Here is a 22,510-nt window from a genome sequence, read left to right as displayed (position 1 = left end):
CAGGTATACATGGCCTCTGACCGGGCGAGGGTGCCCGGTGCCAGGTGTACAGGGAGGAACCTATGCGGTGGATGCACGCCGCCGGTAGGGGCCTTCTCGTCCTCGCGGTGGTCCTGACCGGTTATGTCGCCTCCGGCGCGCACGCCGACGACGGGGCGGCGGGCCGCCGCGGGCCGCTCACCCTGGCCACCGCCGGGGACCTCACCGGCTACCTCGGCCCTCTCCTCCAGGGCTGGAACCGCGCCCACCCCGGGGAGCGGGTCACCCTCGTCGAACTCCCGGACTCCGCCGACGAGACCCGTGCGCAGATGGCCACCGACCTGCGCGCCGGCGACCGCAGCCGCTTCGACGTCCTCAACATCGACGTCAACTGGACCTCCGAGTTCGCCGCCGCGGGCTGGATCCGCCCCCTGCCCCCCGACCGCTTCCCCCTGAAGACCTTCCTGCCGCCGGTCGTGGACACGGCGACCTACGACGGACAGCTGTACGCCGTCCCGTACGTCACCAACGCCGGCCTGCTCCTCTACCGCAAGGACGTCCTCGCCGAGGAGGGCGTGCCTCCGCCGCGCACCTGGGCCGAACTGGAGCGGGCCGCGAAGACCATCGCCCCGAAGCACGGGCTGGACGGCTACGCCGGTCAGTTCCTGCCGTACGAGGGCCTCACCGTCAACGCGGCCGAGGCCGTCTACTCGGCGGGCGGCACCATCCTCGGGGACGAGGGCGAGCGGGTCACCGTGAACTCCGCGGCGGCCCGCGAGGGCATCGGCTTCCTCGCGCGCGGGGTGCGCGAAGGGTGGATTCCGAAGACGGCGCTGACGTACAAGGAGGAGGAGTCCAAACAGGCCTTCCAGGACGGCAGGCTGCTCTTCCTGCGCAACTGGCCGTACGCGTACGCCGTGGCCTCCGCGAAGGGCTCGCCGGTCGCCGGGAGGATCGGCGCCGTACCGCTGCCGGGACCGGACGGGCCCGGGACCAGCGTCCTCGGCGGTTCCAACCTGGCGGTCAGCGCGCACGCGCGGCACCCCGACTCCGCGGCGCGTCTGATCGCGTACCTCACGAGTGAGCCCGTCCAGCGCCAGGTGCTCACGCACGGCGCGCTGCCGCCCGTACGGGCCGCGCTGTACGAGGATCCCGAGCTGGTGCGGGAGTTCCCGTACCTGCCGACCCTGCGGGCCGGTGTGCTGGCGGCCGCGCCGCGGCCCAAGAGCCCGCGCTACGACCAGGTCAGCCTGGTGGTGCAGGCGGTCGTGCACGACGCGATGACCGGGCGCGAGACGCCCGAGGCAGCGGTGCGCCGACTGGCACGGGAACTCGACGCCATCGCCCGTCGCTAGTTACGTGTTAGGTAACGCCGACATCTCATCTCGGGTCCGTGTGACCCCTTAAGGTCCCATATGTCCGGCCAACTCAGCGGTAGCTTCTGTTCTGTTCATTGACACTCCCGCGACACCTCTACCTAACATGCATGCATAACAGCTGCCCTTCACAAAGACAGGTCGATGGGTTTGAACAGGCTCCGCTGGTGGCGCGACGCAGTGATCTACCAGGTGTACGTCCGCAGCTTCCTCGACAGCACCGGCGACGGCATCGGTGACCTCGCCGGGGTCAGGGCCGGGCTGCCGTACCTGAAGAAGCTGGGCGTCGACGGGATCTGGCTGAGCCCCTTCTACCCCTCGCCGCAGCACGACCACGGCTACGACGTCTCCGACTACTGCGACGTCGACCCGCTCTTCGGCGACCTCGACGAATTCGACCTGCTGGTGGCGGCCGCCCGGCGGCTCGGCATCAAGGTGCTGCTGGACATCGTCCCCAACCACTGCTCCAGCGAGCACCCGTGGTTCCGGGAGGCGCTCGCCTCGGCCCCCGGCAGCCCGGCCCGCGCCCGCTTTCACTTCGCCGACGGCCGCGGCCCGGACGGCACCGAGCCGCCCAACAACTGGCACGCCATGTTCGGCGGCCCGGCCTGGAGCCGGGTCACCGAGGCGGACGGCCGCCCCGGCCAGTGGTACCTGCACATGTTCACGCCCGAACAGCCGGACTGGAACTGGCGCAACCCCGAGGTGGCCGCGGAGTTCGAGCGGATACTCCGCTTCTGGCTCGACCGGGGCGTCGACGGCTTCCGCATCGACGTCGCCGCCGGCCTCTTCAAGCACCCGGACCTGCCCGACTCCCCGGACCCCGAGGCCGACGCCCGCACCCGCGACTCCGTCAACCCGCTCGCCTGGAACCAGCCCGAGGTGCACGACGTGTGGCGGCGCTGGCGGGCGGTGTGCGACGAGTACGCCGCCCACGACGGCCGCGAGCGGCTGCTGGTCGGCGAGGTGTCCGTCCCCACCGCCCGCGAACACGCCCGGTACGTCCGCCCGGACGAGCTCCACCAGGCGTTCTTCTTCGACCTGCTCAGCGCCCCCTGGAACGCCGACGCCTTCCGCAAGGTCATCTCCGAGGCCATGCAGGACATCGCCGGTACCGGCTCCACGGTCACCTGGGTCCTCAACAACCACGACCAGGTCCGCACCGTCACCCGCTACGGCGAACCCGCCACCGAGGGCAGCGGCCTCGGCGCCGCCCGCGCCCGCGCCGCCGCGCTGCTGATGCTGGCGCTGCCCGGAGCCGCGTACATCTACCAGGGGGAGGAACTCGGCCTGCCCGAGGTCGTCGACCTGCCCGACGACGTGCTCACCGACCCGATCTTCCGCCGCACGGGAAGCCGGGCCCGGATCCGCGACGGCTGCCGGGTGCCGCTGCCGTGGTCCGGACAGGCGTCCCCGTTCGGCTTCACCTCCGGCGCCGAGGGCGCCAAGCCCTGGCTGCCGCAACCGGAGTGGTTCGCCGAGCACGCCACCGACCGGGCCCTCGCCGACACCCGCTCCTTCTGGCACCTGTACCGCGACGGACTGCAACTGCGGTCGGCGCTGCCCCAGTTGGGCGAGGGCCCGCTCCGCTGGCTGGACACCCCGCCCGGAGTCCTCGGCTTCGTCCGCGGTGACGACCTCGTCTGCGCCGTCAACTTCGGTACGGCCCCCATGCCCGCGCCGGTCTCCGGCACCCCCCTGCTGTCCAGCGGCCCCTGCCCGGCCGGGGTGCTGCCCGGCTCGACGGCCGCCTGGTGGGTCAGCGACCTCTGAGCCCCCGATTTTCCGTCAACGCCCTCTTCCCCGAAGGGACATCAACGATGATGCGACGACGTACCACCCTGCTCACGAGCTGCACCGCCCTCGCCCTGGCGCTCGGCGCCACCGCCTGCGGCGGTGGCGGCCCGGTCTCCGCCGGCGGCGGCGACAAGGCGCTCGGCGGCCAGACGGTCACCGTGGCCGGTGTCTGGTCCGGCAGTGAGCAGAAGAACTTCCAGAAGGTGCTGGACGCGTTCACCGAGAAGACCGGCGCCCAGACGCAGTTCGTGTCCACCGGGGACAACGTCTCCACCGTCGTCGGCAGCAAGATCGAGGGCGGCAACGCCCCCGACGTGGTGATGGTCCCGCAGGTCGGCGTGCTCAAGCAGTTCGCGCAGAACGGCTGGCTCAAGCCGCTGTCCACGAAGACCCAGCAGTCCGTCGACACCAACTACGCGCCCGTCTGGAAGGACTACGGCAGCGTCGACGGCACCCTCTACGGCCTGTACTTCAAGGCCGCCCACAAATCGACCGTGTGGTACAGCCCCGACGCCCTCGCCCAGGCCGGCGTCGAGCCGCCGACGACGTACGACGAGATGCTGACCGCCGGACGCACCGTCTCCGACTCCGGCCTCGCCGCCTTCGCGGTGGCCGGCCAGGACGGCTGGACCCTCACCGACTGGTTCGAGAACATCTACCTCTCCCAGGCCGGGCCCGAGAAGTACGACGCCCTCGCCGCCCACCGGCTGAAGTGGACCGACGCGAGCGTGGTCGAGGCGCTCACCACGCTCGGCAAGCTCTTCAAGGACAAGCAGCTGATCGCCGGCGGTCAGAAGGGCGCCCTCAACACCGACTTCCCCGGCTCGGTGGAGAAGGTGTTCGGACCCGAGCCCGAGGCCGGCATGGTCTACGAGGGCGACTTCGTCGCCGGGGTCGCCAAGGACCAGTTCGGGAAGGCGATCGGCGAGGACGCGAACTTCTTCCCCTTCCCGGCGGTCGCGGGCGGCAAGGCACCCGTGGTCAGCGGCGGTGACGCGGCGGTCGTCCTCAAGGACGGCAAGAACCAGAAGGCCGCCCAGGCGCTCCTGGAGTACCTGGCGACCCCCGAGGCCGCGGCCGTGTGGGCGAAGGCGGGCGGCTTCCTGTCCCCGAACAAGAACCTCGACCTCGCCTCCTACGGCGACGACGTCACCCGCGCGACCGCCCGGTCCCTCGTCGCGGCCGGGGACTCGGTCCGCTTCGACATGTCGGACCAGGCCCCGGCGGCCTTCGGCGGCACCAAGGGCGCGGGCGAGTGGAAGCTGCTCCAGGACTTCCTGCGCGACCCGTCGGACCCGAAGGGGACCGCGGCGCGGCTGGAGGCCGCGGCGGCCCAGGCCTACAAGGGCTGACCGGTCATGACCGCCACCCTGGTGAAAGAGACGAGTCCACCGCCCGTCGGCCTCGCCGAGCGTGCGCGGCGCTCCCGGCGGCGCGGGCGCGTCCTCGCCCTGCTGTTCGTCCTCCCCGCACTGCTCCTGCTCGGCGCGCTCGTCGTCTACCCCGTGCTGTTCTCGATCGGCCGCAGTCTCTTCGACGCCTCCGGCACCCGGTTCGTGGGCGGCGAGAACTACACCGAGATGTTCCGCGACCCGGCGACGGTCAAGGCCATCCGCAACACCGCGATCTGGGTGGTCGTGGCGCCGGCCCTGCTGACCGGCCTCGGCCTGATCCTGGCCGTGCTGGTGGAGAAGGTCCGCTGGGCCACGGCCTTCAAGCTCCTGCTGTTCATGCCGATGGCCGTGTCCTTCCTCGCGGCCGGCATCATCTTCCGGCTGGCCTACGACGAGGACCCCGACAAGGGCGTGCTGAACGCCGCCGTGGTCTCCGTCCACGACGCCTTCCAGGGCACGTCGTCCTACCCGACCGCCAGGGCCCGCGACGGCCAGGGCCTCACCCGCGGCACGGACGGCTCCTACCGGACGGGCGCGAGCGCGGCGCCCGGCGACACGGTGACGCTCGGCCTGGTCGGGGTGGGCCCCGACGACTTGCCCGGGGACGCCGGCCCGGCCTACGCCGCAGCGGGCCGCGAGGCCGCCCCCGACGAACTGCGCGGGGTCGTCTACCTGGACTTCACGCCCGGCGGGGGAGGGAAGCAGGGCGAGGTCGACCGGCGGGAGAGCGGGCTGCCGGAGATGACGGTGGAGGCCGTGCGCGACGGGAGGACGGTCGCCACGACGACCACCGCGTCCGACGGCTCCTTCCGCTTCGAGGGGCTCGCCGACGGCTCCTACGCGGTGCGGTTGCCGGCGTCGAACTTCGCCCCGCCGTACGACGGGATCTCCTGGCTCGGGCCGGCGCTCGTCACCCCGGCGATCATCGGGGCCTACCTGTGGATCTGGACCGGCTTCGCCATGGTGCTGATCGGCGCCGGGCTGTCGACCCTGCCGCGGGACGCGCTGGAGGCGGCCCGGATGGACGGCGCCAACGAGTGGCAGATCTTCCGGCGGATCACGGTCCCGCTGCTGGCACCCGTGCTGACCGTCGTCTTCGTGACTCTCGTGATCAACGTGATGAAGGTCTTCGACCTCGTCTACATCATCGCTCCCGGGCCCGTGCAGGAGGACGCGACCGTGCTCGCGACGCAGATGTGGCTCGTGTCGTTCGGCGGTGGCAACAACCAGGGGCTGGGCAGCGCGCTCGGCGTGCTGCTCCTGCTGCTGGTCGTCCCCGCGATGGTCTTCAACGTCCGCCGTTTCCGAGGGAGTCAGCGATGAACGCCGTCAGGCGCGGACTGGGCAACGGACTCGTCCAGGCCTTCCTCGTGGTCGTCGGACTGGCGTGGATGACCCCCCTGGCCGGACTGTTCCTGTCGTCACTGCGGTCCGCCGAGGACACCGCGAAGGGCGGCTGGTGGACGGTGTTCGCCAGTCCCGGGCAGCTGTCCTTCGACAACTACGCGGCGCTGCTGCAGAACGCGGGCATCACCCAGGCGTTCTGGAACACGGTGCTGATCTCGGTCCCGACGACGGTGCTGGTGGTCGTGGTCGCGGCGCTCGCCGGATACGCCTTCGCCTGGCTGGACTTCCCGGGCCGTGAAGCGATCTTCCTCGTCGTGGTGGCGCTGCTGGTGGTGCCCGTGCAGATCGGGCTGCTGCCGGTCGCCAAACTCTTCGGACAGCTGGGACTGTTCGGCACCATCCCCGGTGTCGTGCTCTTCCACGTGGCCTACGGGCTGCCGTTCGCGGTGTTCCTGCTGCGCAACTACTTCGCCGAGATCCCCAAGGAGATGCTGGAGGCGGCGCGGATGGACGGCGGCAGCGAGTGGCGGATCTTCACCCGCCTGGTCCTGCCGGTGGGACGGCCGGCCATCGCCAGCCTCGCCATCTTCCAGTTCCTTTGGGTCTGGAACGACATGCTGGTGGCCCTGCTCTTCGCCGACAGCTCCGCCCAGCCGCTGACCGTCGCGCTCCAGTCCCAGATACGCCAGTTCGGCAGCAACATCGACGTCCTGGCGCCGGGGGCGTTCCTGTCACTGATCGTGCCGGTGGTGGTGTTCTTCGCCTTCCAGCGGCACTTCGTGGAGGGGGTCATGGCCGGGTCTGTCAAGTAACGCGGGAAGCCCGGGAAAGCTGCGGGGCGGTGGAGGTCACCAGACCTCCACCGCCCCTTCCGTCACGAGGACGCCGCCGCTCACGTCACGGAGACGCCGGCGGATACAGCGACCGCGGCAGCTGGGAGGCCGCCGCCGCGTCCAGGAGCCACAGGGTGCGGGAGCGGCCCCGGGCACCCGCCGCCGGGGCCTGGATCTCGCCCGCGCCCGACAGGGCGATGGCGGCCGCCTGCGCCTTGTCCTCGCCGGCCGCGAGCAGCCACACCTCACGGGCCGCCCGGATCGCCGGGAGGGTGAGGGTGACGCGGGTCGGCGGGGGCTTGGGCGCCCCGCGGACGCCGACCACCGTGCGCTCGGTCTCCCGCACCGCCGGCAGCTCCGGGAAGAGCGAGGCGACGTGGGTGTCCGGGCCGACGCCCAGCATCAGGACGTCGAAGGTGGGGACGGCGCCGTGGTTCTCGGGGCCGGCCGCCCGGGCCAGCTCCTCGGCGTACGCCTCCGCGGCCGCCTCCACGTCGGCGCCGTACGGACCGTCGGACGCGGGCATGGCGTGCACGCGCTTCGGGTCCACGGGGACGGAGTCCAGCAGGGCCTCGCGGGCCTGCGTGACATTGCGCTCCGGGTCGCCCTCCGGCAGGAAGCGCTCGTCCCCCCACCACAGGTCGAGCCGGCTCCAGTCGACGGCGTCCCGGGCGGGCGCGGCCGCCAGCGCGGCCAGCAGTCCATTGCCGTTGCGGCCGCCGGTGAGGACCACGGACGCGTGGCCCCGGGAGGCCTGCGCGTCCACGATCTTCGTGATCAGCCGGGCCGCGGCGGCCTGCGCCATGAGGTCCTTGTCGTGGTGCACGACGAGCTGCGGAGCACTCACTTCGCCGTCGCCTTCTTCGCGGGGACCTTCCGGGCGGTCTTCTTCGCCGCCTGCTTGGCGGGCGCCTTCGCGGCCTCCTCGACGGGCGTCCCGACCGCGACCGGCTCGTCGGACGTCGCCGGTCCGGCCGGCTGCTCCGCGGCGGCGTCCGCCTCGGCCGCCGGCGCGTTCAGCCGTTCCACCCCGAACCGCAGCGCCGACGCGTAGGTGTCGTCCGGGTCCAGCCGCCGCAGCTCCTCCGCGATCAGCTCGGCCGTGTCCCGGCGCTTGAGCGCCACCGCACGGTCGGGCTGGCCCTCGATGGAGAGCGTGGCCAGCGAGCCGTCGGCCCGGTCCAGCACGATCGCACCGCAGTCGGTCGCCATGCGCACCGCCGTGAGCCCCGGCCCGCCGGACAGCGAGCGCCTGACGGGCACGCCCAGCCGGTCACCGAGCCACATCGCCAGCAGCTCACAGCTCGGGTTGAACTCCTCGCCCTCCACCTCGACCGACTCCACCGTGCAGGTGACCTGGTCCAGGGCCGCGGCCAGCATGGAACGCCAGGGCGTGATGCGGGTCCACGACAGGTCGGTGTCGCCCGGGGTGTAGGCCTTGGAGCGGGCCACCAGGTCCCGTACCGGCTGCTCGGCGGCGTAGGTGTCGGTGACACGGCGCTGGGCCAGCGCGCCCAGCGGGTCGGCCGCCGGGTCGAGAGGCGCGTTCACCGGCCACCAGACGACGACGGGCGCGTCCGGCAGCAGCAGCGGCAGCACCACCGACTGCGCGTGGTCGACCACCTCGCCGTACAGCCGCAGGACGACCGTCTCGCCGGTGCCGGCCTCCGCGCCGACCCGCACCTCGGCGTCCAGGCGGGACTGGGTGCGGTCGCGGGGGGAGCGGGAGACGCGCTTGATGACCACGAGCGTGCGCGAGGGGTGCTCGTGCGAGGCGTCGTTCGCGGCCTTCAGGGCGTCGTACGCGTTCTCCTCGTCGGTGACGATCACCAGCGTGAGCACCATGCCCACGGCCGGTGTGCCGATCGCCCGCCGGCCCTGCACCAGCGCTTTGTTGATCTTGCTGGCCGTGGTGTCCGTGAGGTCTATCTTCATGGCCGGCGCCAGCTCCGTCCGTCTCGTTCGAGCATCTCGTCCGCCTCGACGGGCCCCCAGGTGCCGGCCGGGTACTGCGCGGGCGTGCCGTTCGCGTCCCAGTACTCCTCGATCGGGTCGAGGATCTTCCAGGACAGCTCGACCTCCTCGGTGCGCGGGAAGAGGTTGGAGTCACCCAGCAGCACGTCCAGGATCAGCCGCTCGTACGCCTCGGGAGAGGACTCGGTGAACGACTCGCCGTAGGCGAAGTCCATCGACACGTCCCGGATCTCCATGGAGGTGCCGGGGACCTTCGAACCGAAGCGGACCGTCACGCCCTCGTCGGGCTGGACGCGGATGACGATCGCGTTCTTGCCCAGCTCCTCCGTCGCCGTGTGGTCGAAGGGGGAGTGCGGGGCGCGCTGGAAGACCACCGCGATCTCGGTGACGCGCCGGCCGAGCCGCTTGCCGGTGCGCAGGTAGAAGGGGACGCCCGCCCAGCGGCGGTTGTCGATCTCCAGCTTGATCGCCGCGTAGGTGTCGGTCTTCGACTTCGGGTCGATGCCCTCCTCCTGGAGGTAGCCGACCGCCTTCTCGCCGCCCTGCCAGCCGGCCGCGTACTGGCCGCGCACGGTGTCCCGGCCCAGGTCCCTGGGCAGCCGCACGGCTCCGAGCACCTTGGTCTTCTCCGCGGCGAGCGCGTCCGCGTCGAAGGAGGCGGGCTCCTCCATGGCGGTGAGCGCCAGCAGCTGGAGCAGGTGGTTCTGGATGACGTCACGGGCCGCGCCGATGCCGTCGTAGTACCCCGCCCGGCCGCCGATGCCGATGTCCTCGGCCATCGTGATCTGCACGTGGTCCACGAAGGACCGGTTCCAGATCGGCTCGAACATCGTGTTGGCGAAGCGCAGCGCCAGGATGTTCTGGACGGTCTCCTTGCCCAGGTAGTGGTCGATGCGGAAGACCTGGTCCGGGGCGAAGACCTCGTGGACGATCGCGTTGAGCTCCTCGGCCGACTTCAGGTCGTGGCCGAACGGCTTCTCGATGACCGCCCGCCGCCAGGAGCCGCCCTTCTGGTCCGCCAGGCCGTGCTTCTTCAGCTGCTGGATGACCACCGGGAAGGCGCCCGGCGGCACGGACAGGTAGAAGGCGAAGTTGCCGCCCGTGCCCTGCGCCTTGTCGAGTTCCTCGATGGTCGAGCGCAGCCGCTCGAAGGCGTCGTCGTCGTCGAAGGTGCCCTGGACGAAGCGCATGCCCTGGATGAGCTGCTGCCAGACCTCCTCGCGGAAGGGGGTACGGGCGTGCTCCTTGACCGCGTCGTGGACCTCCTGGGCGAAGTCCTCGTTGGCCCACTCACGGCGGGCGAAGCCGATCAGGGAGAAGCCCGGCGGCAGCAGACCCCGGTTGGCGAGGTCGTACACCGCAGGCATCAGCTTCTTACGTGACAAATCGCCCGTGACGCCGAAGATGACCAGGCCCGACGGCCCCGCGATACGCGGGAGCCGTCGGTCTGCGGGGTCACGCAGCGGGTTGCTGCTCGACAAGTTCTCAGCCCTCCGAAGGGGCGAGGCGCTGCAACTCCGCCTCGGTCGACTTGAGCAGGTCGTTCCAGGACGCCTCGAACTTCTCGACGCCCTCCTCCTCGAGGAGCTGGACCACGTCGTCGTAGGAGATGCCGAGCTTCTCCACGGCGTCGAGGTCGGCGCGGGCCTGCTCGTAGGTGCCGGCGATGGAGTCGCCCCGGATCTCGCCGCGCTCCTCGGTGGCGAACAGGGTCGCCTCCGGCATGGTGTTCACCGTGTTCGGCGCCACCAGCTCGTCCACGTACAGGGTGTCCTTGTACGCCGGGTCCTTCACGCCGGTGGAGGCCCACAGCGGACGCTGCTTGTTGGCGCCCGCCTTCTCCAGGGCCAGCCAGCGGTCGGAGGAGAAGACCTCCTCGTACGCCTGGTAGGCCAGGCGCGCGTTGGCCACGCCGGCCTTGCCGCGGGCGGCCTTGGCCTCGTCGGTGCCGAGCGCGTCGAGCCGCTTGTCGATCTCGGTGTCCACGCGGGACACGAAGAAGGACGCCACCGAGTGGATCGTGGAGAGGTCCAGGCCCTTCTCGCGCGCCTTCTCCAGGCCGGACAGGTAGGCGTCCATGACCTGGCGGTAGCGCTCCAGCGAGAAGATCAGCGTGACGTTGACGCTGATCCCGTGGGCGATGACCTCGGTGATGGCCGGCAGGCCGCCCATGGTGGCGGGAATCTTGATCAGCGTGTTCGGCCGGTCGACCAGCCAGGCCAGCTGCTTGGCCTCGGCGACCGTCGGCTTGGTGTGGTGGGCCAGGCGCGGGTCGACCTCGATGGACACACGGCCGTCCCGGCCGCCGGTGGCGTCGAAGACCGGGCGCAGGATGTCGGCGGCGTCGCGCACGTCCGCCGTCGTGATCATGCGGATGGCCTCTTCGACCGTGACCTTGCGGGCGGCGAGGTCCGACAGCTGCTGGTCGTAGCCGTCGCCCTGCGAGATCGCCTTCTGGAAGATCGACGGGTTGGTGGTGACGCCCACGACGTGCTGCTGGTCGATCAGCTCGGCGAGGTTGCCGGACGTGATCCGCTTGCGCGACAGGTCGTCCAGCCAGATCGCGACGCCTTCCTCGGAGAGGCGCTTGAGTGCGTCTGTCATGGAATTACATCTCCTACGGGTCGTGTGTGAGCGTCAGCGCTGGGCGGCCGCGAGCGATTCCCGGGCCTGGTCGGCCACGTTCTCGGCAGTGAAGCCGTACTCGCGGAAGAGGACCTTGCCGTCGGCCGAAGCACCGAAGTGCTCCAGGGAAACGATGCGGCCGGCGTCCCCGACGTACTTGTGCCAGGTGAGGCCGATGCCCGCCTCGACGGCGACCCGGGCCTTCACGGACGGCGGCAGCACGCTGTCCCGGTACCCCTGGTCCTGCTCCTCGAACCACTCCACGGACGGCATGGACACGACCCGCGTCGGCACCCCGTCGGCCTGGAGCCGCTCACGCGCCTCGACGGCCACGTGCACCTCGGAACCGGTGGCGATCAGGATGACCCGCGGCTCGCCGCCGTCGGCCTCGAACAGGACGTAACCGCCCTTGGCCGCGTCCTCGTTCGGCTCGTACGTCGGCACGCCCTGGCGGGTCAGCGCGAGGCCGTGCGGGGCGCCCTTGCCGAAGACCTTGGTGTGGCGCTTGAGGATCTCGCGCCAGGCGATAGCGGTCTCGTTGGCGTCGGCCGGGCGGACCACGTTCAGGCCGGGGATGGCGCGCAGCGACGCCAGGTGCTCGACCGGCTGGTGGGTCGGGCCGTCCTCACCGAGGCCGATGGAGTCGTGCGTCCACACGTACGTCACCGGCAGGTGCATCAGGGCCGACAGGCGCACCGCGTTGCGCATGTAGTCGGAGAAGACGAGGAACGTACCGCCGTAGATCCGGGTGTTGCCGTGCAGGGCGATGCCGTTCATCTCCGCGGCCATGGAGTGCTCGCGGATGCCGAAGTGGACGGTGCGGCCGTAGGGGTTCGCCTCCGGCAGCGGGTTGCCCTCGGGGAGGAACGACGACGTCTTGTCGATCGTCGTGTTGTTGGAGCCGGCCAGGTCGGCGGAGCCGCCCCACAGCTCGGGGATGACCGCGCCGAGCGCCTGCAGCACCTTGCCGGACGCGGCGCGGGTGGCGACGGACTTGCCGGGCTCGAAGACCGGGAGCTTCTCCTCCCAGCCGGCCGGCAGCTCGCCCGCGGCGATGCGGTCGAACTCGGCGGCGCGCTCGGGGTTGCTGTCGCGCCACAGCTGGAACGACTTCTCCCACGCGGCCTTCGCCTCGGCGCCGCGCTCCAGCGCCTTGCGGGTGTGGGCGATGACCTCGTCGGCGACCTCGAAGGTCTGCTCCGGGTCGAAGCCCAGGACGCGCTTGGTGGCCGCGACCTCGTCGTCGCCGAGCGCCGAGCCGTGCGCGGCCTCGGTGTTCTGCGCGTTCGGGGCCGGCCAGGCGATGATCGAGCGCATCGCGATGAAGGACGGCTTGTCCGTCACCTTCTTCGCTTCCTCGATCGCGTCGTAGATGGCCTGCGGGTCGAGGTCGCCGTCCGGCTTCGGGGCGACGCGCTGCACGTGCCAGCCGTAGGCCTCGTACCGCTTGACGGTCTCCTCGGAGACGGCGGTCTCGGTGTCGCCCTCGATCGAGATGTGGTTGTCGTCCCACAGCAGCACGAGGTTGCCGAGCTTCTGGTGGCCGGCCAGCGAGGACGCCTCGGCGGAGATGCCCTCCTGGAGGCAGCCGTCACCGGCGATGCAGTACACGAAGTGGTCGAAGGGGGACTCGCCGGCCGGGGCCTCCGGGTCGAACAGACCGCGCTCGTAGCGGGCGGCCATCGCCATGCCGACGGCGTTGGCGACACCCTGGCCCAGCGGGCCGGTCGTCGTCTCCACGCCCACGGTGTGGCCGTACTCCGGGTGACCCGGGGTCTTCGAGCCCCACGTCCTGAAGGCCTTCAGGTCGTCCAGCTCCAGGCCGAAGCCGGCCAGGTAGAGCTGGGTGTAGAGGGTCAGGGACGAGTGGCCCGCGGACAGCACGAAACGGTCGCGGCCGACCCAGTCGGCGTCCGCGGGGTCGTGCCGCATCACCTTCTGGAAGAGGGTGTAGGCGGCAGGCGCCAGGCTCATCGCCGTACCCGGATGGCCGTTGCCGACCTTCTGTACGGCGTCGGCGGCCAGAACGCGGGCGGTGTCCACGGCCCGCTGGTCCAACTCGGTCCACTCGAGGTCTGTGGTGGTCGGCTTGGTGCTCACCCTGAGTCAGGGCTCCTCTCCACATGTCGAATACCGGCTGCTTTGGGCACGCGCCCACCGGCTGCCGGTGCACTGGGTGCCCACCGGCCGTTGTCGAGCCTACCCCCGTGAGGACGTGCGTTTTTTCGAGTCATTCCAGACTGCCGGGCCTTAGGGGGATCCGCCTCCCGACTGGCCGGAACCCCAGTCGGCACTTGAATACGGAGCCGCTCATCTGACTGCTCAATCGAGCTCGCGTACGACCGATGAGCGGGCCGCCGGGAAGGCCCCGGACACACCCCCGGGTGGCCCCCGCCAACACGACCCCACCCCCGCGAAGGGCGAGGTATGGGCAACGTCTACAGTGGCGTGGTACGCGCGAGCCTTTACCCGGACTTCACACGGGGAGGCTCGCTGGGATGTCTCTGTCAGGGGTGTGCGTGACGGCCGTTGAATCCCGTCCAGCGGGGGTTATCGGGACGAGCCAGAGCCCGAGTCGGCGGCCGGTCGGGGCCCGCGTCAAGGCGTTCGTGGCGCTGACCAAGCCGCGGATCATCGAGTTGCTGCTGATCACCACCGTTCCGGTGATGTTCCTGGCGGAGCAGGGGGTGCCGGACCTCGGGCTGGTCCTGCTCACCTCCCTCGGCGGCTACCTCTCCGCGGGCGGCGCCAACGCGCTCAACATGTACATCGACCGCGACATCGACGCGCTGATGGACCGCACCTCGCAGCGTCCGCTGGTCACCGGCATGGTCAGCCCGCGCGAGTGCCTCGTCTTCGGCATCACCCTCGCGGTCGTCTCGACGCTCCTGTTCGGCCTGACCGTCAACTGGCTGTCGGCCTGGCTCGCCCTCGGCGCGCTCCTCTTCTACGTCGTCGTCTACACGATGATCCTCAAGCGCCGTACCTCGCAGAACATCGTGTGGGGCGGCATCGCGGGCTGCATGCCGGTGCTGATCGGCTGGTCGGCCGTGACGAACTCGCTGTCGTGGGCCCCGGTCGTCCTCTTCGCCGTCATCTTCTTCTGGACGCCGCCGCACTACTGGCCGCTGTCCATGAGGGTGAAGGAGGACTACGCGCGGGTCGGGGTGCCGATGCTGCCGGTCATCGCCTCCAACAAGGTCGTCGCCAAGCAGATCGTGATCTACAGCTGGGTGATGGTCGCCGTCTCGCTGCTGCTGACCCCGCTCGGCTACACCGGCTGGTTCTACACGGCGGTCGCGCTGGCGGCCGGCGGCTGGTGGCTGTGGGAGGCGCACGCCCTGCAACAGCGCGCCAAGGCGGAGACCACGGGCGTGAAGCTGAAGGAGATGCGTCTGTTCCACTGGTCCATCACCTACGTCTCGCTGCTGTTCGTGGCGCTGGCGGTGGACCCCTTCCTTCGGTAGTCGGGGTACGGCCGGACGGCCGGGGTGCGTGGTCAAGGCCACGCGCCCCGGCCGTCGCCGTTTGACCTACCCGTCGGTAGCATCCTGACCATGGCAGACACCAAGCAGGTTGACGCGAAGGACGGGCGCAAGGTGGCCCGGCTCGCCAAGCAGATCAGCACCTTCTCCGCGGCGCACGGCGGGGCCGAGGGCCAGGTCGCGTACCTCGGGGAGCGCGGCGCCCGGATCGTGCTCGTCGGCGAGGACGGCGGCTGGGGCGACCTCGTGGCGCCCTCCGTGGAGATCGCCCGCCAGGCCGTGGAGAAGGCCGGCATCACCGTCCACGAGGCCTTCGACGGCGAGTTCGCGGCCAAGGTGAGGACCGGCCCGTACGAGTGGACGCGCATGGCCGGGATCCAGGTCGGCGGTCCGTCCAACACCTGAGCGGCACCTGAGCAACACCTGACACCGGGTTCACCCGTTAGGCCGTGTGAGGAGTACGCCGAGCACACGGTCCAGCCGACGGGGGTCCCGGATGATCGAAACGCCGTCCCTGGTGGACCAGTACTGCCACGGCGTCCTGAGAACGGAGCTGGGTCTCGGCACCTTCGAGACCCAGCTGGCCCGCACCGAGGGCCCGCCCGCCCCCGGCACCACCCTCTTCGACACCCAGACGGGTTTCGCCGTACGCCGCTGGTGCCCCCCGCTCCTCGGCCTGGAGCCGCACTGTCCGCCAGCGCGCTATCTCGCCCGGCGTCGTGAGCTCGGCGTGCTGGAGGCGGGCCGTCGGCTGCTGCGCGGCAGCGGCATCGCGACGTACCTCGTCGACACCGGCCTGCCCGGCGACCTCACGGGCCCCGACGAGATCGCCTCCGCGGGCGGCGCGCAGGCCCGCGAGATCGTGCGTCTGGAACTCCTCGCCGAACAGGTCGCCGACACCTCCGGCACCGTCGAGTCCTTCCTCGCCAACCTCGCCGCGGCCGTGCACGGCGCCGCCGCCCACGCCGTCGCCTTCACCTCCGTGGCCGGTGTCCGGCACGGCCTCGCGCTCGCGCCGGAGCCTCCCGGGCCGGGGGAGGTGCGCGGCGCGGCGGGCCGCTGGCTGGCCGCGCGGGGAGTCGGCGGCGAACTGAGCGACCCGGTGCTGCTGCGCCACCTGCTGTGGATGGCCGTCGCCTCGGGGCTGCCCCTCCAGCTGCACGCGGGGCTCGGCGCGCCCGGCCTGCGCATCGACCGCACGGACCCGGTCCTGCTGACGGACTTCGTCCGCGCGACGGCCGGCCTCGGCACGGACCTGGTCCTGCTGCACGGCTACCCCTACCACCGCCACGCCGCCCACCTCGCCGGCGTCTTCCCGCACGTCTACGCCGACTCCGGTGCCGCACTCGTACGCACCGGCGCCCGCGCGGCGACGGTCCTCGCGGAGATCCTGGAACTGGCCCCCTTCGGCAAGATCCTCTTCTCCACCGGCGCCCGGGGGCTGCCCGAACTGCACGTGGTGGGCGCCCGCCTCTTCCGCGAGGCGCTGGGGCGGGTCCTGGGCGCCTGGGTCGCGGAGGGCGCGTGGTCGCTGACGGACGCGCAGCGGGTCGCGGGGCTGGTGGCGGCGGGGAACGCTCGGCGGGTGTATTCGCTGGGTGACTGAAGAACGGACCGACCATCGGGACAGTAGGCGTGCGCCGCCTGCGGGGGTGGACCGTACCGGACACACCCGACGATCACGCGTCCGGAGGTTCGTCCCCGCCTCGCGCGGCGCACGCCCCCGTCACTTCGAAGCGGGCTCCAGACGGTCGCCGGGGGCGGCGACCGGCATGTCAGGGCCGGTGTGCGGGCGTTCACGCAGCGACAGGAGCACCCGCAGTATCCAGATCCACATCACGGCGGAGCCCAGCATGTGGAGGCCGACCAGAGCTTCGGGAAGGTCCGTGAAGTACTGGATGTAGCCCACCGCACCCTGGCACAGCAGGATGACGAACAGTTCGCGGGTGCGGTGGAGCGGGACCTTGGGGGCGTCGATCGCCTTGAGGACGAAGCACAGGGCGAACGTGAGCGACACCACGATCCAGGCCAGGACGGCGTGCACCTTGCTGACCGTCTCCCAGTCGACCGGCATCCGCTCGACCTCGCTGGAGTCGCCCGCGTGCGGACCCGCGCCGGTCACGACCGTGCCGACCAGGATCAGCAGGACCGAGGCCGCGACCAGGCACCACACCAGCTGCTGCACGGACCTGCCGACCAGCGGACGGGGCGCCGCGTCGCCCTCGCGCGTGCGCTGCCACATCACCGTGGCGACCGCGATCAGCGCGGACGTCGCCACGAAGTGCGCGGCGACCGTGTACGGGTTGAGGCCGACGAGGACCACGATCCCGCCGAGGACCGCGTTGCTCATCACGATCCAGAACTGGGCCCAGCCCAGCAGGGTCAGGCCGCGCCGCTGGGGCTTCTCCGAGCGCGCGGCGATGATCGCCCAGCCGACCGCCGCGCACAGCACGTACGTCAGCATGCGGTTGCCGAACTCGATGGCGCCGTGGACGCCCATCGCGCTGGTGGCGGTGAGGGAGTCGTCGGTGCACTTCGGCCAGGTCGGGCAGCCGAGCCCGGACCCGGTGAGCCGCACCGCACCCCCGGTGACCACGATGACCACCGACATCACGAGCGCGGTGAGCGCCGCCCGCTGGACCGTCCGGGGGGTGGGGGTCCAGCGGGCGGCGATGAAGGCGAGGGGGTTGCGGACGGCCGCTACGGCGTCGGCGCGGGTCACGTTTGGCACGCGTTCCATCGTAGGGGGCCGCTTGTGCATGCGTTCACGAGGGGTGCCGGTGGCTCATTCCCAGCGGAAGAACCGCCCGGCGGCGGCCAGGCCGGCCACCGCCCACACGGCCAGGACGCCCAGGTCGCCCCAGGGCATCCCCGCCCCGTGCTGGAGCACGTCCCGCAGCCCGTCGGAGAGCGCGGAGATCGGCAGCAGGCCGAGGACGTCCTGCGCGGCCGGGGGGAACTTCTCCAGCGGCACGATGACCCCGCCGCCCACCAGCAGCAGCAGGAAGACCAGGTTGGCCGCGGCCAGCGTCGCCTCCGCCCTCAGCGTGCCCGCCATCAGCAGGCCGAGGCCGGAGAACGCGGCCGTGCCCAGGACCAGCAGGGAGACGACGACGAGGGGGTTGCCCTGCGGGGACCAGCCCAGGGCGAGGGCGATCACCGTCAGCAGGACCACCTGCAAGGCCTCCGTCACCAGCACGGACAGGGTCTTCGCGGTCATCAGGCCCCAGCGCGGGAGCGGGGAGGACGCCAGCCGTTTCAGCACGCCGTACCGGCGCTCGAAGCCGGTCGCGATCGCCTGGCCGGTGAACGCGGTCGACATCACGGCGAGCGCGAGCACGCCCGGGGTGAGGAAGTCCACCGCCTCGCCCGTGCCCGTGTCGACGATGTCCACCGAGCTGAACAGCACCAGCAGCAGCGTCGGGATCACCACGGTGAGCAGCAGCTGCTCGCCGTTGCGCAGGAGCATCTTCGTCTCCAGCGCCGCCTGGGCCGCGATCATGCGGGGGAGGGGGGCCGCGCCCGGCTCGGGGGTGTAGGTGCCAGGGGTGGTCACGAGCGCAGCTCCTTGCCGGTCAGTTCCAGGAACACGTCCTCCAGGGTGTGCCGCTCCACCGAGATCCGGTCCGGCATCACCCCGTGCTGTGCGCACCACGAGGTCACCGTGGCCAGCAACTGGGGGTCGATCTTGCCGGTCACCCGGTAGGAGCCCGGCGTCAGTTCGGCGGCGGAGGAGTCCGCGGGCAGGGCCTTGAGCAGGGAGCCGACGTCCAGGCCGGGGCGGCCGGTGAAGCGGAGGGTGTTCTCGGCGCCGCCGCGGCACAGCTCCTCGGGGGAGCCCTGGGCGATGACCCGGCCGGCGTCGATGATCGCCACGTCGTCGGCGAGCTGCTCGGCCTCGTCCATGTAGTGGGTGGTCAGGATGACGGACACGCCGTCGGCGCGCAGGTCCCGGACGAGGTCCCAGGTGGCGCGCCGGGCCTGCGGGTCGAGGCCGGCCGTCGGCTCGTCCAGGAACACCAGCTCGGGGCGGCCCACGACGGCCATCGCCAGCGCGAGCCGCTGCTGCTGCCCGCCGGACAGCCGCCGGTACGTCGTCCGGCCGCAGCTGCCGAGCCCGAGCCGCTCGATCAGGGCGTCCACGTCCAGCGGACGGGCGTGGAGTTTGGCGACGTGCCGCAGCATCTCGTCGGCCCGTGCGCCCGAGTACACGCCTCCGGACTGGAGCATCACGCCGATCCGGGGGTGCAGCGCGCGGGCCTGCCGCACCGGGTCGAGGCCGAGGACCCGCACGGTGCCGGAGTCCGGCCTGCGGTACCCCTCGCAGGTCTCGATCGTCGTCGTCTTGCCGGCGCCGTTGGGGCCGAGGACGGCGGTGACGCCCGGCCGGGCCGTCAGGTCGAGGCCGTCCACAGCGGTCTTCGTCCCGTACCGCTTCACCAGGGCCTGGACCCGGACGACAGGCTCACTTCGCATGTCCAGAGTCTAGGTTCGCGGGCGGGGGCTCAGGTCGGCGGGTGCGGGAACCACTCCCGGCGCACGGCCGGGTGTCGGGCGGGCGGGTGGGCGATTGCCTCCTCGCGGGGCCGGTGCAGCGGCAGCCACCGTTCGGCGTGGGCCACCGCGTCCGCGACCGGGAACAGACGCGTGTCGGCCGCGCCCACCGTGCCTCGTACGACGGGACGGTCCCGTTCGAAGTCATGGCCGAGCTCGTCGAACCGGTCGGAGTCGATCGACACCTCGGTCACGACCTCCCACCGCCCGTCCGGGCCCGGGCGGCCGACCGCGACGAGCGGGGCCGGGATCCGGTACTCGGCCAGGTGGAAGCTGGTGCAGCTGTCGTACCCCGCGCCCAGCAGCAGGACCCGCGCGCCCAGCTTCTCCAGCCGGGCCAGCGGGCTGCGCTCGCCGAGCCGGCAGTCGGGCGCGTGCCCCTCGACGATCTCCGCGGCACGGGGACCGAGCGCCGCGAACGACGTCTGCGGGTGCGCGCTGCGCAGGGCGCCGGGCCAGGTGCGGACGGTCTCCGGGAGCACGCCGACTCCCCGGGAGGGCGTGACGAGAGGGTCGTAGGCGGGCATGGTGGCGCGGATCGTCTCCCACCACTCCCGTGGCACGGGCGGGTTGCCCCACACGGCCGGGTCGGAGAGGTCGCCGGACTGGGTGGGGACCACCAGCGTGCCGTCCGGGCCGAGGGCGTCCAGCAGTCCCCGTACGACCGCGACGGCGCCTCCGCAGACCCAGCCGAGGGAGCTGAGCGAGGTGTGGACGAGGAGGGTTTCTCCCGTTTCGACACCCAGTCGGCGCAGCGTGGCGGCGAGGGTGTCGCGGGTGACAAGTGGGCCGGTCGGAGGGGGTGTGGGCATGGTTTCGGAGTGTCGTCGAAGCGGGCCCCGCAGGCCAGGGCTTTGCCTGGCGCGCCGATCGACCGAAGATCGTTTCCGCAGGTCAGATTAGGTATGCCTAAGTGACGCAGGGCACCGTCCGCCCGTCCGGACGTGGCTTGCCTGCCTCCGAGGAATTACGCAACAATGGCGTTGTGAAAAACGTCGGCGAGGCTCGGGAGACCCCCACGGGGGCCCCTCAGGAGGAGCTAGCGACCGGTGAGCGCTCGACGCGCAACCGGGTCGCGCGCTCCATCCTGGACCACGGGCCGTCGACCGTCGCCGAGCTGGCCGGACGGCTGGGGCTGACCCAGGCGGCCGTACGCCGGCACCTCGACGCGCTGGCCGCCGACGACGTCGTGGAGGCCCGCGAGCAGCGGGTGTACGGAGCGCGGACCCGCGGACGCCCCGCAAAGGTCTTCGCCCTGACCGACTGCGGCCGCGACGCCTTCGACCAGTCGTACGACAAGCTCGCCGCGGACGCGCTGCGCTGGATCCAGCAGCAGTTCGGCGGGGACGAGGCCGTCGTCGCCTTCGCGCGCGCGAGGATCGCCGAGCAGGCCGCCGCGTACCGCCAGGCGATCGAGGCCGCGGCCCCCGAACAGCGCACCGAAGCGCTGGCCAAGGCCCTGAGCGCGGACGGGTACGCTGCTACGGCGCGCAGCGCACCGGTCGGCGAGCAGCTGTGCCAGCACCACTGCCCGGTCGCCCACGTCGCGGAGAAGTTCCCGCAGCTCTGCGACGCGGAGACCGAGATCTTCTCCAAGCTGCTCGGAACGCACGTCCAGCGACTGGCGACCATCGCCCACGGCGACGGCGTCTGCACGACGTTCATCCCCAAGATTTCCCACAACGCATCCGCAAGCACGGCCGGGAGGAACCCCGCATGACTCTCCCCACGGAGACTGCTCACCCCGAACTCGAGGGCCTGGGCAAGTACGAATACGGCTGGGCCGACTCCGACACGGCCGGTGCCTCTGCGCGGCGCGGCATCAACGAGGACGTCGTCAAGGACATCTCCTCGAAGAAGTCCGAGCCGGAGTGGATGACCAAGCTGCGTCTCAAGGGCCTGAAGCTCTTCGAGAAGAAGCCCATGCCGAACTGGGGCTCGGACCTGTCGGGCATCGACTTCGACAACATCAAGTACTTCGTGCGCTCCACGGAGAAGCAGGCGGAGTCCTGGGAGGACCTGCCCGAGGACATCAAGAACACGTACGACAAGCTCGGCATCCCCGAGGCGGAGAAGCAGCGCCTCGTCGCCGGTGTCGCGGCCCAGTACGAGTCGGAGGTCGTCTACCACCAGATCCGCGAGGACCTGGAGGAGCAGGGCGTCATCTTCCTCGACACCGACACCGCCCTGAAGGAGCACCCGGAGCTCTTCAAGGAGTACTTCGGGACCGTCATCCCCGCCGGTGACAACAAGTTCGCGGCCCTGAACACCGCGGTGTGGTCCGGCGGCTCCTTCATCTACGTGCCGAAGGGCGTGCACGTCGAGATCCCGCTCCAGGCCTACTTCCGCATCAACACGGAGAACATGGGCCAGTTCGAGCGGACCCTGATCATCGTCGACGAGGGTGCCTACGTGCACTACGTCGAGGGTTGTACGGCCCCGATCTACAAGTCGGACTCGCTGCACTCCGCGGTCGTCGAGATCATCGTCAAGAAGAACGCCCGCTGCCGCTACACGACCATCCAGAACTGGTCGAACAACGTCTACAACCTGGTCACCAAGCGCGCCGTCGCCTACGAGGGCGCGACCATGGAGTGGATCGACGGCAACATCGGCTCCAAGGTGACGATGAAGTACCCGGCCGTCTACCTGATGGGCGAGCACGCCAAGGGCGAGACCCTCTCCATCGCCTTCGCGGGCGAGGGCCAGCACCAGGACGCCGGCGCCAAGATGGTCCACATGGCGCCCAACACCTCCTCCAACATCGTCTCCAAGTCGGTGGCGCGTGGCGGTGGCCGCACCTCCTACCGCGGTCTCATCGAGATCGGCGAGGGTGCCCCGGGCTCCAAGTCCAACGTGCTGTGCGACGCGCTGCTCGTCGACACCATCTCCCGCTCGGACACGTACCCCTACGTGGACGTCCGCGAGGACGACGTGTCCATGGGCCACGAGGCGACCGTCTCCAAGGTCTCCGAGGACCAGCTCTTCTACCTGATGAGCCGCGGTCTGAGCGAGGACGAGGCGATGGCGATGATCGTGCGCGGCTTCGTCGAGCCCATCGCGAAGGAGCTGCCGATGGAGTACGCGCTGGAGCTCAACCGGCTGATCGAGCTGCAGATGGAGGGCGCGGTCGGCTGACGACCGCC

The 22,510-nt window shown here is 71.1% G+C and carries 19 protein-coding genes; 10 read left to right on the top strand and 9 right to left on the bottom strand.

Features of this window, described 5'->3' with window-relative positions:
- Positions 1-62: 62 nt before the first annotated feature.
- The 5 genes from ACIBBD_RS22220 (at position 63) to ACIBBD_RS22200 (ending at position 6,705) form a co-directional block, all read left to right on the top strand.
- Positions 63-1,334, top strand: a complete 1,272-nt coding sequence (locus ACIBBD_RS22220) for an ABC transporter substrate-binding protein (RefSeq protein ID WP_399421205.1) — start codon at positions 63-65, stop codon at positions 1,332-1,334.
- Between the two features lie 165 nt (positions 1,335-1,499).
- A complete protein-coding gene (locus tag ACIBBD_RS22215; protein ID WP_399421204.1) occupies positions 1,500-3,128 on the top strand; it encodes a glycoside hydrolase family 13 protein in 1,629 nt (542 codons plus the stop codon).
- Positions 3,129-3,175: 47 nt separating this feature from the next.
- A complete protein-coding gene (locus ACIBBD_RS22210) occupies positions 3,176-4,504 on the top strand; it encodes an ABC transporter substrate-binding protein (RefSeq protein ID WP_399421203.1) in 1,329 nt (442 codons plus the stop codon).
- A 6-nt stretch (positions 4,505-4,510) separates the two neighbouring features.
- Positions 4,511-5,869 (top strand): ABC transporter permease subunit, encoded by a 1,359-nt coding sequence (locus ACIBBD_RS22205; RefSeq protein WP_399421202.1) that lies wholly within the window; start codon positions 4,511-4,513, stop codon positions 5,867-5,869.
- Positions 5,866-6,705: a carbohydrate ABC transporter permease gene (locus ACIBBD_RS22200; protein WP_399421201.1), complete on the top strand. Its 840-nt coding sequence runs from the start codon at positions 5,866-5,868 to the stop codon at positions 6,703-6,705. Before ACIBBD_RS22205 ends, ACIBBD_RS22200 begins: the two co-directional genes overlap by 4 nt.
- An 85-nt stretch (positions 6,706-6,790) precedes the next feature.
- Here the strand turns inward: ACIBBD_RS22200 and pgl are convergent, their stop codons facing one another.
- The 5 genes from pgl to tkt are packed head-to-tail and all read right to left on the bottom strand — an operon-like array spanning position 6,791 to position 13,425.
- A complete protein-coding gene (gene pgl / locus ACIBBD_RS22195; RefSeq protein WP_399421200.1) occupies positions 6,791-7,573 on the bottom strand; it encodes a 6-phosphogluconolactonase in 783 nt (260 codons plus the stop codon).
- Positions 7,570-8,661: a glucose-6-phosphate dehydrogenase assembly protein OpcA gene (opcA, locus tag ACIBBD_RS22190; RefSeq protein ID WP_399421199.1), complete on the bottom strand. Its 1,092-nt coding sequence runs from the start codon at positions 8,659-8,661 to the stop codon at positions 7,570-7,572. The genes pgl and opcA overlap by 4 nt, the downstream gene beginning before the upstream one ends.
- Positions 8,658-10,181 (bottom strand): glucose-6-phosphate dehydrogenase, encoded by a 1,524-nt coding sequence (gene zwf / locus ACIBBD_RS22185; protein ID WP_399421198.1) that lies wholly within the window; start codon positions 10,179-10,181, stop codon positions 8,658-8,660. The genes opcA and zwf overlap by 4 nt, the downstream gene beginning before the upstream one ends.
- A gap of 4 nt (positions 10,182-10,185) precedes the next feature.
- On the bottom strand, positions 10,186-11,304 hold the full coding sequence (tal, locus tag ACIBBD_RS22180; RefSeq protein ID WP_399421197.1) for a transaldolase: 1,119 nt from the start codon (positions 11,302-11,304) through the stop codon (positions 10,186-10,188).
- A 33-nt stretch (positions 11,305-11,337) separates the two neighbouring features.
- Complete coding sequence (gene tkt / locus ACIBBD_RS22175; protein ID WP_399421196.1) at positions 11,338-13,425, bottom strand: transketolase; 2,088 nt, start codon at positions 13,423-13,425, stop codon at positions 11,338-11,340.
- A 398-nt stretch (positions 13,426-13,823) separates the two neighbouring features.
- Between tkt and ACIBBD_RS22170 the strand changes: the two genes are divergently transcribed.
- From ACIBBD_RS22170 to ACIBBD_RS22160, 3 genes are all read left to right on the top strand, one after another.
- Positions 13,824-14,792, top strand: a complete 969-nt coding sequence (locus tag ACIBBD_RS22170) for a heme o synthase (protein WP_399421195.1) — start codon at positions 13,824-13,826, stop codon at positions 14,790-14,792.
- Positions 14,793-14,882: 90 nt separating this feature from the next.
- On the top strand, positions 14,883-15,215 hold the full coding sequence (locus ACIBBD_RS22165; RefSeq protein WP_399421194.1) for a hypothetical protein: 333 nt from the start codon (positions 14,883-14,885) through the stop codon (positions 15,213-15,215).
- Between the two features lie 91 nt (positions 15,216-15,306).
- The gene (locus ACIBBD_RS22160; RefSeq protein WP_399421193.1) at positions 15,307-16,416 is read left to right on the top strand and encodes an amidohydrolase family protein; all 1,110 of its coding nucleotides are present in this window, start codon (positions 15,307-15,309) and stop codon (positions 16,414-16,416) included.
- Positions 16,417-16,536: 120 nt separating this feature from the next.
- Here the strand turns inward: ACIBBD_RS22160 and ACIBBD_RS22155 are convergent, their stop codons facing one another.
- The 4 genes from ACIBBD_RS22155 to ACIBBD_RS22140 are packed head-to-tail and all read right to left on the bottom strand — an operon-like array spanning position 16,537 to position 20,176.
- The gene (locus tag ACIBBD_RS22155; RefSeq protein WP_399421192.1) at positions 16,537-17,571 is read right to left on the bottom strand and encodes a heme A synthase; all 1,035 of its coding nucleotides are present in this window, start codon (positions 17,569-17,571) and stop codon (positions 16,537-16,539) included.
- 24 nt (positions 17,572-17,595) lie between these two features.
- Positions 17,596-18,312 (bottom strand): ABC transporter permease, encoded by a 717-nt coding sequence (locus ACIBBD_RS22150; RefSeq protein WP_399421310.1) that lies wholly within the window; start codon positions 18,310-18,312, stop codon positions 17,596-17,598.
- Positions 18,313-18,362: 50 nt separating this feature from the next.
- Positions 18,363-19,286 (bottom strand): ABC transporter ATP-binding protein, encoded by a 924-nt coding sequence (locus ACIBBD_RS22145; RefSeq protein ID WP_399421191.1) that lies wholly within the window; start codon positions 19,284-19,286, stop codon positions 18,363-18,365.
- Positions 19,287-19,315: 29 nt separating this feature from the next.
- Positions 19,316-20,176: an aminoglycoside N(3)-acetyltransferase gene (locus tag ACIBBD_RS22140; protein ID WP_399421190.1), complete on the bottom strand. Its 861-nt coding sequence runs from the start codon at positions 20,174-20,176 to the stop codon at positions 19,316-19,318.
- A 173-nt stretch (positions 20,177-20,349) separates the two neighbouring features.
- Here ACIBBD_RS22140 and ACIBBD_RS22135 point away from each other — a divergent pair, with 173 nt between their 5' ends.
- Positions 20,350-21,084, top strand: coding sequence for a helix-turn-helix transcriptional regulator (locus ACIBBD_RS22135; protein ID WP_399421189.1), 735 nt, complete (start codon positions 20,350-20,352; stop codon positions 21,082-21,084).
- Positions 21,081-22,502 carry a Fe-S cluster assembly protein SufB gene (gene sufB, locus ACIBBD_RS22130; RefSeq protein ID WP_399421187.1) on the top strand — a complete coding sequence of 474 codons (1,422 nt, stop codon included), beginning with the start codon at positions 21,081-21,083 and terminating at the stop codon, positions 22,500-22,502. The genes ACIBBD_RS22135 and sufB overlap by 4 nt, the downstream gene beginning before the upstream one ends.
- Positions 22,503-22,510: the final 8 nt, after the last annotated feature.

The sequence above is a fragment of the Streptomyces sp. NPDC051315 genome, from assembly GCF_044455165.1.
GTDB lineage: Bacteria > Actinomycetota > Actinomycetes > Streptomycetales > Streptomycetaceae > Streptomyces.
This window is presented reverse-complemented; position numbering and strand designations above follow the sequence as displayed.